This window comes from Kitasatospora sp. NPDC114501 (assembly GCF_055633695.1).
Genome location: NZ_JBVKDS010000006.1, coordinates 1 through 11,962 on the forward strand (window position 1 = coordinate 1; position 11,962 = coordinate 11,962).

Sequence of the window (11,962 nt, forward strand, 5' to 3'; positions counted from 1 at the left end):
GAGTTGCCTACGCGTCACAGACACAGTCGTACCGGGTTTCACCCTCGGACGAAGGCAGAACCCGAAGACTGATCACAACCTCACACAGGCCCTAGCGGCATGGCGGATGGCCATGGCCGCGCTGCGCGGGTTGACGGGGCTGGTGTAGACGGCGAGGTTGGTGACGTTGCCGTTGAAGTATCCGGTCGGCTGGCCCTGGTACTGGTAGCGGCCGAGGACGAGGCCGCCGCTGGGGGCGGGGCTGGTGGCCGCGTTGTGGTAGCCGGTGCCGGCGAGGATGCCGTTGACGTAGAGGTTCATGTGGCCGGTGTCGGCGTTGTAGCTGGCGGTCAGGCGGGTCCAGGCGCCATTCTGGACCAGGGCGGAGGTGTTGCTGATGCTGGTGAACTCGTAGGGCCAGGTGTTGTCGTCAGCTCGTGCGAGGCCAAAGCGCCAGGCGCCTCCGGTGCCTTCGCTCCAGAGGAGGAAGCTGCTGGCATGGGCGGTGTTCTGGCTGGCGACGATCTGGCCGTTGCCGTTGGACTTCGCCCAGGTGCTGATGGTGAAGCTCTTGCGGGTGTCGATGACCGGCTTGTCGGTGGTCATGGTCGAGGTAGAGCCGTTGAAGACCGCGGCCTTGGTGCCGCGGCCGTCGACGGTGTCCACCGCGAAGGCGAGGTCGGTGGCGGTCGCGTTGTAGGTGACGGCCGGGTCGACGCTGAGGGCGGTCGTGTCGCCCTGGAGCTTCCACTGTGCGGCCGGGGCCTGGGTGTTACCGCGGTAGTGGTCGGTGCCGAAGCCTGTGACGGTCTTGCCGGTGAGGGAGCCGGGCCAGGCATGGAGCTTGCCGGAGCTGTCCAGGGCCCACAGGTCCGGGACGCCGTCGCCGGTGACGTCGCCGTCGGCGCCGACGGTCGGGAAGGCCCCGGTTGTGACGTCGGTGCCGATGCGGTGGGTGCTCGCCGGGGTGGCGGCGGTGACGGTGGTGTATTCGCCGAGGCCGTCGGTGCGGGTCTCGGTGGGGAGGGTGTATTGAAGGATGTCACCGGCGGTCCGGGCACCCGTGGTGGTACGGGCGCGTGCCCACAGGGCCGGCGTGACCGGCGTGGTGCCGGCCGGGTCGACGGCGAGGGTGTTGCCCGGGACCATCAGGTCGAGGGTGTCCCAGCCGCCAGTGGCGACGAGGTTCGGCGCGCGCAAGGTGTGGTTGGGCTTGACCGGGTAGTACCAGAGGTTGCCGGCCTCCACGGCGAGGAAGCCGGTGGCGTCCTTGACCTCACGGTTGGGGGTGCGGGTGTCCTTGGCGGAGCCGATCGGGGTGATCTGGCTGGTGTAGCTCCACTGCGCGTCCTGGTGGTAGCCCGGGCAGGTGGTGTCTCCCCCGGAGCAGTTGGGGCGGTCGAGGGTTGCTGCGGTGCCCAGGGTGAAGTGGCCCGGGTCGGATTCCTTGTTGGCGTAGTAGTAGAGCTGGTCGCCGCCGTCGCTGTGGACGAACAGGTCGTCGGTGTTCTTCCCCGGGTCACGGGAGCCGCGGTGGGTGACCTTGAAGTCCTTCCAGGTCCGGCCGGAGCTGACTTCGGGTGCCTGGTTGGCGGGGGCGGCGGTGCCGGTCGGGGGGACGTCGGTGTTGCCCGGGTCGGTGGCGCGCCCGTGGGTGATCAGGTTGCCGGCGCTGTCGGGGACGAGGATGTCGGGGTTGGCGTCGCCGGTGGTGTCGCCGAAGGCGACCGGGCCGGGGGCCCAGGGGACGTAGAAGGAGTACGACATGGTCTGTGAGGCGTTCGCGGCGTCGTCGAAGACCTGGGCGTACAGGATGTTGGTGCCCCAGTGGGTCGGCTTGGTCTTGATCTCGGTGACGTTCAGGGTGCTGCCTGCCGCGGAGCAGTTCTGCGTGTAGTTGGCGAGCTGTGGGTCGTAGCCGTAGCGGACGCAGACGACGCCCGAGGCCAGCTTGCCTGAAGGGTTGGGGTCGTAGGCCGTGAAGGGGATCGAGCCTTGCTGGCCGAGGCGCAGGTTGGTGGTCTGGCCGTTGCCGGACGGCGGGAACTGGGTGTTCGGGTCGATGAAGGTACCGAACGCCGCGACCGGCGGGGTGGTGTCGACGGCGAAGTGGCATGTGGCCGTCTCCGGTCCGCGAAGGATGCCGTCGTCGCCCTGGGCGGCCCAGCCGTAGATGTGACCGTCCTGCAGGGTGAAGCGGGGGACGGTGTAGGAGGCGCGGTTGCCGTTGGGGACGAAGTCGGACCAGCCGTTGCTGACGATGGGCGATCCGGTCACGGTGTCGTCCCAGATCCTGACGTACTCGGTGAGCTGGCCCTGGTTGTGGCTGCTGACGACCGAGGTCAGGTTGACCGTGGTGTCGGTCACCCAGCGGAACGAGGAGAGCGTCCCGTCGCCGCAGGCGTCGCTCTCGCCTCGGGTGACGCTGCGCGGGGCCGGCAGTGCGCGGGGGTCGCCCGGCTGGAGCGGCACATGGTCGTACTCGGTGGACAGGACGGCGTCGTAGGCGAGGCGTTTGAACGCCATTTTGTCGCCGGTCCCCTCCCGGCCGATGAGGGCGAACGCCAGGGGTGTGCCGGTGTCGGAGAGGGCGTTGCGCATCGCGCTGGTGACGTTGAAGTCGATGGGGACACCGGCCATGCAGGCGTTGTCGCCTCCGTTGCCGGGGACGTCCTTGCCTTCGAGGAATTCGAAGATGTGGTGGGTGCCCCAGGAGATGCTGCTGTCGAAGGCTCCGGCCCGGTAAGCGCTCACCGGGTACGGAGTGGTGCAGGAGTGGTCGGCGGACACGTGTTGCCAGATGCGAAGGTTGGCGTAGTTGATGGCGGTGTCGGGCAGGTAGCCGTTCAGGTTGAACTCGTACAGCGACCGTTCGATGCCCTTGGTGGTTTCCCAGCCCTGATAGCCGACGCCGGGGTGGTCGCGGTCGGCAGAACCTGTGCGGTCGTAGTTCCCGGTCCCCGGGTATGCGGATTGGACCCAGGCGTGGTGGCTCTTGCCGCGTGCGTCGTTCGACCACGTCGGGTCGACGTAGATCGGGTAGTTGGTGTTCGGGCCGTCCAGGAGTTCCGGGCTGGGTGACAGGACGATGCTCTTGCTGCCGTTCGCGCCCGTTCCGGTTGCCACGGGGATGTCGGCGACCGTGGCCCCGGCTCCGGGGCCGTCCGTCGTACTCGGTGTGTTCGTTGCCTGCCCGGTGGCCTGGCCGGAGCCGCCGCCCTCAGCCAGCGAGCTTGACGGGCTGGGCGCCGTCGCCGAGGACTGGGTGGCGAACGACGCCTTCACTGCTGTGGAGGTCTGCGTCGGCGCGGTGCCCCCGGACACCGGTGCCGCGGCCGACCACATCTGCGGTTTCGGGGCGGTGAAGACCTCCTTGCCCTCACTGACCGCCTTCAGGCTCCCGTCCTCGTTCGTGGACAGTTCCACGCCCTTGGTGATGGTGGGGAAGGTGAGCGAGCGTACCGCCGGGTTCGAGGCGGCGGCGGGCGTGTGGAGGATCAGTACAGTGCTGTAGCCGCCGAACCGGGTCGCGGTCACCTTCAGGTCGGTGTCCGGTGCCACCGATGCGTACAGGGCGCTGTTGCCGCTCACGGTCGGGATCGGCAGAGGCCCCGGGAACGGCGAGCCGACGGCGAATTGCTTGCCGTCCTTGGTCGTCATGGTCGCCAGCGTGCTGCTGCCACCGCCCGAGATGACGAGGTTGTCACTCGCTGCCGCCGGAGCGAGGGTGCCGTCGGGGCTTTTGAGCAGTGTGTCGTCCAGCGCCGTCCACGCTCCGTCGGCGCGCTTCACACGCTGGGCGTCCAGGTGCCGTTCCTGGCGGAGCTTGCCGGAGGGTGTGGCGACCGTGGTGCTGAACTCGTCCGTCAGTGACGGTATCGGGACGTCCTTGCCGGTCTTCTTCGCCTCGGCGAGCGCCAGCTCGGCTGGCCGGGGCTCCAGCAACTCCCCCGCGTGCCTGGCGTCTCCTGCGGTGACGGCGTCCTGCGCGGCCTGCCATGGATCGGTCGCCGGTTCGGCTGCGGCGGGGAGCGACGCGAGGCCTGGCAGCGTCACCGCGAGCGCCAGCAGCGCCGCCAGTGACGAGAAGCGGAGTCGAGCTGGCCGCCGCCTGGCGGTCCTTCCGAGCAGCAGTCGACTGTCAGTCATTTTCCTACCTGGAACACCCATTGGCTCTTTCCGGTGTGAACCCTCGACGCCGGACGCGCAGAGGTCAGGCGGACGGTCTCAGGGAATCGGTCCGGTCGTCAACGATTTTCTTTCCGGAATATCCGCATTGACTGGCATAGACACCCCCACCCTGCGTGCCGTGACGCATGTCACATCGTCGCGTTCTCGATACGAAGAGATCAACTTTCATCTCTTCCCATAGAATCCACCATCCCTTAGCGGGGCTCTAGTTAACTTGTCGTCAGAAAAACGGAATCGTCGATGCAAATTCGTAGAAGAAACGGGTCACCACCGGTGAGCAGGCGCATAGCCTGCGCCGTGGTGCTGGCCCTGACCTCATCGCTGCTGGGACCTGTCGTCTCCCCGGCCATAGCGGCCGGGCCCGACTTCTCCCGGGTGTGGTCGCCACCCAACACGCCGCTGCCGCGCACCCCGTCGGTCAACGCGGCGGCGGCACCGAAACCGTCCGAAACCGCGCCGCACTACCCCGTCCCTGCGGCCGCGAACACCGCGCCCGCCCGAACCCCCGTCGAGCAGAAGAGTGCGACAACGGACCTGACGGCCACGTCCTCGCGGGCCGGGACGCTCCCGGTCTGGGTCAGCCCATCCGAACAGGGCTCCACCCCAAGCGCGGTAACGGTCATGCAGGCTGACACGAAGTCCGCGGACTCCGCTCAGGTGAACGGCCTCCTGCTCTCCCTGAGCGCCGCCCCATCAGCGGCCAATGCATCGTCCACGGCAGGCGACGGCACGCAGAAGGCGGCCGTGAAGGTCGCCGTCGATGTCGCGGCACTGGATTCGGCGAGCGGGACAGTCGGTGAATTCGCCTCCCGCGGCCGCCTGGTCACCATGCCGACCTGCGCTCTGACCACCCCGCAGGTGCCGTCCTGCCTGGTCCGCACCCCCGTTGCCACCGCCTATGACGCCGCATCGAAGCGCCTGGTCGCCGACCTGGAACTCCCTGCTGACCACACCGGCACGCAGCCCCCTCAGGCGGCCGGCGGAGCGGTCAAGGCCACGTTCTCCAGCACATCGACCTCGACCGCTGAGACCGGGGCCGTTCTCCTCAGTGCGGAGACGGGCTCTTCCGGCGGCGGGGGAACTTATCAGGCTACGAATCTGTCGAGTTCGTCCGGCTGGGCAGCGGGGGGTTCCTCCGGCGCCCTCACCTACAGCTACGACATCCAGACACCGCCGGCGCTCGGCAACGCTGCACCGCTGGTCTCCTTCGGGTACAACTCGTCCTCGGTGGACGGGAAGACCTCGGCCACCAACGCCCAGGCGTCCTGGATCGGTGACGGCTGGGACTTCAACCCCGGCTTCATCGAGCGCAGTTACACCCCGTGCGACAAGGACGGCATCACCAAATCCGGTGACCTGTGCTGGGGCGGATTCAACGCCACGCTGTCCATGGGCTCACATGCCGGACCGCTGGTGCGCGAGTCGAACACAGCGACCACGTCCGATGAGGCCACCGGTGTGTGGCACCTGAAGAACGACGACGGCACCCGGATCGAGTTCGGCGCGGACCCGGCCGGCGGCAACGGCACCTACAACGGCGCCTACGCCAAGGTCACCGACACCTCCGGCACGGTGTACTACTTCGGCCTCAACCACCTGCCCGGAGGCGACAGGAGCGACCCCGCCACCCAGTCCGCCTCCACCGTTCCGGTCTACGCCCCCAACAGTGGCGACCCGTGCTACGACGCCGCCAAGGGCAAGGCCTCGTGGTGCCAGATGTGGCAGCGCCTGTCCCTCGACTACGTCGTGGACGCCCACGGGAACCTGATCACCTACACCTGGGCACCGGAGAAGAATTCCTACTCCCGGGGCGCCGGCCAGAACAACGGCAACGGAACGCTGACGTCCTACACCCGGGCGAACACGCTCGCGCGCATCGACTACGGCCAGCGCCTCGCCGACCAGGTCGCAGCGAAGGGAAGCCTACAGCCCGCGGCCCGGGTCGCCTTCGGCATCGCCGAGCGCTGTCTCGCCACCGGCTCCGCCTGCGACCCGGCGAACCGCACCGTCGCGAACAAGAGCAACTGGCCCGATGTACCGGTGGACCAGGAATGCAAGGACACCGGAACCTGCATCATCCCGAGTCCGACGTACTTCTCCACCAAGCGGCTGACGTCGATCACCACCCAGGTCCGGGTCAACAACGCCTGGCAGGACGTCGACTCCTACGAGCTGAAGCACTCCTTCCTCGACCCCATGGACGTCACCAGCGACCCGAAGGACGCACTCAGCCAGCGCGTCCTTTGGCTCGACTCCGTGCAACGCACTGGGAAGACCGCCACGCCGAACGTCAGCACGCCCGCGGTGTCGTTCACGGCGGTCATGCTGGCGAACCGGGTCGACGGATCGGACCTAGTCCCGGCACCGCCGCGGATGAACCGGCCGCGCATCCAGCAGATCCGCAACGAGACCGGCGGTGTCCTCACCGTCGATTACAACGACCGCGACTGCTCCCGGGTCAACCACGTGATGCCGACCGCCGAGGACGACAACACCCGGGCCTGCTTCCCGGTGCGCTGGGTCGTCCCGGGCTCCGTCGCCGGCGCCGACCCCATCCTCGATTGGTTCAACCACTACACCGTCCGCACGCTCGCCGAGAACGACTTCGCCACCGGCGCGCCCGCCAAGACCACCAGCTACGAGTACGGCCCCGCGGCCTGGCACCGTGACGACAGCCAGTTCACCGACCCCAAGGCCCGTACCTGGAACGACTTCCGCGGATTCTCAACGGTGACCACCACGGTCGGCAGCGGCAACGACGGTCCCAAGACCCGGGCCGTCACCACCTACCGGCCGGGCATGGCCGGCGACATCCTCAAGAACGGCACCCAGCGGACCGTCCCCCCGCTCACCGATGCCCTCGGCCGCAACGTCACCGACGTCGAATGGCTCTCCGGGCAGGTCCTGCAGACCGAGACGATCGACCTGACGACCGGCAAGACCATGGCACAGGTCGTCCACAGTGCGACCCGGGAGCGGACCACAGCGACTCAGCCGCGCGGCAGCGGACTCCCGGACCTCGTCGCCCGCTTCCCGGCCACCATCAACAACACCACGAACCGCATCCGCAAGGCCGACGACACCTGGCGGTCCACGACCCAGACCACCACCGGTGACGAGAACCACGCCAACCGGCCGATCACCTCGCTCGATCAAGCAGACGGCCTACCGGACCTGTGCACCCGCACCTCCTACGCCACCGGCCCGGACCTCCAGCGCACCGACCTGATCGCCGAAACCCTGACCGTCTCGGGCACTGACGCCTGCACCGCCCCGGCCACGGCAACCAACACCGTCTCCAGGGAGCGGGGCTTCTACGACAGCAAGCCCTACCAGCAGGCCGCCACGACGGCCGACCCGACGTCCAAGCAGGTCCTCGACCGCTATGACAGCACCGGCGCACCCGTGTTCACCACCGTGAGCACCACCGCGTTCGACACCTACGGCCGACCCGTCTCCGTCACCGACCCGAACAGCACCGACGCCCAGCACCCCAACGGCACCACGAGCACAACGTCCTACACGGCTCCCGCAGCCGGAGAACTGCCCACCACCATCACCGTGTCTGCCCCGATCCCAGGTGCGGCGAGCGGCACCTGGGACTCGGTCACCACCTTCGACAGCCGACGGTCCCTGCCGCTGACGGTCAAGGACGCCAACGGCAAGACGACCACCGACACCTACGACGGTCTCGGCCGTCTGACCGCGGTCTGGTACCCCGGCCGCACCCCGGCACTCACCCCGAACGCCAACATGACGTTCAGCTACACCGTCTCGAACACCACCGGCGTCCCCTCGACCACCACCACCTCCACCCTCACTCGCGACGGCGCAACCCCCGTCTACATGCGGCAGGTCACGCTGTTCGACGGCCTCACCCGCACCCGCCAGACCCAGTCCACCCCGGCAGGCCCCGGCTACACCGGCCGGCTGATCACCGACACCCAGTACGACTCCCAGGGCCGGGCCTGGGCATCCAACGCCGCCTGGTACAACAACGACTCCGGCCCCTCGACAACACTGGTCAGCGCCCCGAACAGCACCATCCCGACGCAGACCCGCCTGACCTTCGACGGCCTCGGCCGGACCGTCAACTCAGAGTTCTGGTCGCTGGGCGTCCTGCAGAACCAGACCACCACCGCCTACCCCGACGCCGGCCGCACCGACACCGTTCCCCCGCAAGGCGCCTGGCCCACCACCACCCTGACCGACGCCCGCGGCCGCACCACCGAAGCGTGGCAGTACCGCACCGCCACCGTCACCGGCCAGGCCTCGGACGCCGCTGTCACCCGCCGCACCTATACCCCGGCCGGCCAGATCGCCGGCATGACCGACGCCGCAGGCAACACCTGGACCTACACCTACGACCTACGCGGCCGCCAGACCAACGCCAACGATCCGGACACCGGAACGACGACCCGCACCTACGACAACGCGTCCCGCGTATCCACCTCGACCGATGCCAAGGGCCAGGTCCTCACCTACACCTACGACCTGCTCGGACGGAAGACCGGCCTCTACCAAGGCACGACCACACCCGCCACGCAGCTCGCCGGGTGGACCTTCGACACGGTGATGAAGGGCAAGCCCGCCTCCTCCACCCGCTACGTCGGCGGCAACAGCAGCGGCCAGGCCTACACCACCACGGTCACCGGCTACGACAACGGCTACCGGCCCACCGGCACCACCCTGACCATCCCGGGAACCGAAGCCGGACTCGACTCCGGCACCTACACCTACGCCACCTCGACCACATACGACCAGATCACCGGCAACCCCAAGCAGACCACCCTGCCCGCCACCGGCGGCCTACCGTACGAAGAAATCGCGTACTCGAACAACAGCTACGGCCAGATGTTCTCCTACGCCGGCGCCACCACCTACGACGTGCAGAGCGAGTACGACGCCTTCGGCCGACCCCTGCGCTCGACCGTCAACCCGTGGGGCACCCAGGTCGTCACCACCACCGACTACGACCAGTCCACCGGCCGCGTCCGCGGCCAGTTCCTCGACAAGCAGACCTCCACCCTCGGAGCCGTCCAGCAGACCAATTACACCTATAACCCCGTCGGCTCAATCACCTCGATCACCGATATCCCCGACAACACCCCCGCTGCGACCGACCGGCAGTGCTTCACCTACGACTACCTCGGCCGCCTCACCACCGCCTGGACCGACTCCGGCGGCATCACCACCCCCGACCCTCTCCAGCACAAGACCCTCGACCAGGGCGCCTGCACCAACACCACACCCACCAGCGGCGCCGTGGCACCGGCCAAGACCACCGTCGGCGGCGGCAACCCCTACTGGCAGGAATACACCTACGACCTCACCGGCAACCGCACCTCCCTCATCCAGCACGACCAGTACGGCGACCCCGCCAAGGACGTCACCACCACCCAGCAGTTCCCGGCCCCCGGCACCATCAACACACCGACCACCGCGGCCAACACCGGCGGCGGCACCGGCGGCGCCCACGCCCTGCTCGGCTCCACCGTCAAGACCGGCACCACCACGACCGCCACCGGCGCCGCTCAGTACGACGCCGCCGGCAACACCACCGCCATCCGCACCGGAGTCTCAAGTACCGGCACCTCCGCAATGACCTGGAACAGCGAGGGCAGACTCGCCAGCTACACCGCCCCCGCCCAGATCACCGGAAACGGCGGCACGTGCATCGCCACCGCCGCCGGCAGCAACGCCAACGGCACCAATCTGCAGATCAACACCTGCAACAACAGCAGCAGCCAGCTCTACACCGTCGCCAACGCCAAACTCGTCGTTCTGGACAAGTGCGTCCAGGCCATGGGCACCACCGCGGGATCAGCCGTCCAGCTACAGACCTGCGACAACTCCGCCGCACAGACCTGGAGCACCCGCCCCGACGGCACCATCCACAACCCCGCCACCAACCTGTGCCTCGCCATCCCCGGCGACGTCATCACCAACAACACCGCCCTCGCCCTCGGCACCTGTGCAGGCACCGTCCCGGCCGGGCAGAAGTGGACGGTCCCCAACACCACCACCACCTACCTCTACGACGCCGACGGCAACCAGCTCATCCGCCGCAACCCCGACAGCACCACCATCGCCCTCGGCGGCGACGAACTCACCGTCAACACCACGACCAAGGCCCAGACCGGCACCCGCTATTACCCCATCCCCGACGGTCTCACCATCGTCCGCCAAGGGGCCGGTACCGCACCCGGAACCTTCGTCGTCCAGGCGACCGACCACCACGGCACCGGCACCACCAGCATCGACCTGGCAACCACCGCCACCACCCGCCGCACCAGCGATCCCTTCGGCAACCCCCGAGGCAACCAGCCCCCACCCGGAACCTGGCTCGGCACCAAGGGCTACGTCGGCGGAACCAAGGACGACACCACCAACCTCACCAACCTCGGAGCCCGCCAATACCAACCCACCACCGGCCGATTCATCAGCCCCGACCCCATCCTCGACCAAACCAACCCACAACAGTGGAACGCCTACTCCTACAGCAACAACAACCCCATCAACCTCAGCGACCCGAACGGACTGCGCCCCGACGGCTCAGCCGGCGGCTTCAGCAACAAACTGCCTGACGGGACCATGGAGTTCTGGGCACCCGACGGCGACGGCGGCTGGAACTGGGCCCGCGACGTCGTCCCCAACGGCTCCATGGCCTCGAAGAACGTGGTCGTCATCCACCAGAGAGTCAACTTCAACGCCAAGCCCGTCAAGCGTCAACCACCTGTCGAATCCTTCTTTAGCGCGTACAAGCCCAAGGGCAACCCCGCCTGGACCAAGGCCACCCAACTCGTAGCCGAATTCACCGGAATTTCCGACGCGATCTCCTGCTATCAAGGTTCGGCGATGGGCTGCCTCAACACAGGGCTCAATCTGGTCGGCTACAACAAGGCCAAAATGCTCGAACGAGGCCTAGAGACCATAGCTAAGGAGGCACTACCCGAAAAGAAGCCCTCCACAAACGAGCCCGAGAACCCGAGCATCCCAGGCGCCTGCCCTTGGAGGAAGTCGCCGAACAGCTTCACACCCGACACCCCAGTCCTCCTCGCCGACGGAACCACCAAGCCCATCAGCGAGATTCAACCTGGCGACGAAGTCATCGCGACAGACCCGAAAACCGGCACCACAACTCCTGAGCTCGTAACCAACACCATCATCGGCTCGGACGACCGCGAGTTCACCGACCTGACCGCCTCCAATCCCTCCGACCCAGCCAAGCCCTCCACCATCACCTCCACCCAGAAACATCCCTACTGGAACGAAAGCAGCCAACGCTGGACCAACGCCAGCGACCTGCAGATCGGCGATCTCCTCCGCACCTCCGACGGCAAGACCGCTTCCATCCTCCAGGTCCGCAACTACCAGACCAGCCCGCGGCCGGCCTACAACCTCACCATCGCGAACCTCCACACGTACTATGTGCTGGCAGGAAACACGCCGATACTTGTACACAATTCTGATGACAATCCCTGGAACAATGCGATCGAATGGCAGAAGGGATTCTTCCCGACCACCGGAGGGCCCGCAAATGGCATCCTGTTCAAAAGGTATCAAGATGGGGATGGCGCACTCACCGGCTGGGGAGTATATGATCAGAATGGAAATCTGCGGTACCGAGTCGATCTCTTCGGCTCTGCACACAAGGGCGTCGAAACCCCTCACTGGCAGCCATACGTGACCAGAACCGCCCCCGACGGCAAGGTGTACGTCAACAAGACCCCCGATGCCTTTCCTGGCCTTGGTCCGGCCGGCGGGCCACCTGAAGGGTGTGCATTCTAAG

Annotated in this window: 2 protein-coding genes; one reads left to right on the top strand and one right to left on the bottom strand. The window is 67.4% G+C overall.

Annotation, left to right across the window (positions count from 1 at the left end; translation table 11 throughout):
- Nucleotides 1–72 precede the first annotated feature (72 nt).
- Entirely contained in the window at nucleotides 73–4,128 is a 4,056-nt protein-coding gene (locus tag ACZ7RU_RS12935; protein ID WP_470340962.1) for a LamG-like jellyroll fold domain-containing protein, read from the bottom strand.
- Between the two features lie 663 nt (nucleotides 4,129–4,791).
- Here ACZ7RU_RS12935 and ACZ7RU_RS12940 point away from each other — a divergent pair.
- The gene (locus ACZ7RU_RS12940) at nucleotides 4,792–11,961 is read left to right on the top strand and encodes a polymorphic toxin type 24 domain-containing protein (RefSeq protein WP_470340963.1); all 7,170 of its coding nucleotides are present in this window, start codon (nucleotides 4,792–4,794) and stop codon (nucleotides 11,959–11,961) included.
- Nucleotide 11,962: the final 1 nt, after the last annotated feature.